The organism is Pseudoalteromonas sp. S3178, from assembly GCF_005886985.1.
In the GTDB taxonomy this organism is placed as follows: domain Bacteria; phylum Pseudomonadota; class Gammaproteobacteria; order Enterobacterales; family Alteromonadaceae; genus Pseudoalteromonas; species Pseudoalteromonas carrageenovora.
Window position 1 is genome coordinate 1 of record NZ_PNCW01000135.1, and the last position, 297, is coordinate 297.

Consider the following 297-nt stretch of genomic DNA (forward strand, 5'->3'; position numbering starts at 1 on the left):
GGCAGGTTGATATACCAGGTATATTCACCGTGCTGGCATTCACCGATTAACTGGTCGTTATCCCAAATGTAGTCAATTTTACCGTGCTCGGTGTGCTTGGCGATACGACGCCCGAGTGGGTCGTAGTCGTATTGCGTGAGCGTACCGTTGTTATTAAAGCAACTTAGCTGGTTAAACGCGTTGTATTCACGACGGGTTTTAATGCCTTTGCCGGTTTCGCGTATTTGGTTACCAAACTCATCGTAGTAAAAGTCGCTGTCGCCAAATTGTGTTAGGCGGTCGGCGTCGGTGGCACTG

Annotated in this window: 1 pseudogene; it reads right to left on the reverse strand. The window is 49.2% G+C overall.

From position 1 onward, the window contains the following. Positions 1-297: pseudogene (locus tag CWC11_RS20340) on the reverse strand (RHS repeat domain-containing protein); the annotation flags it as partial.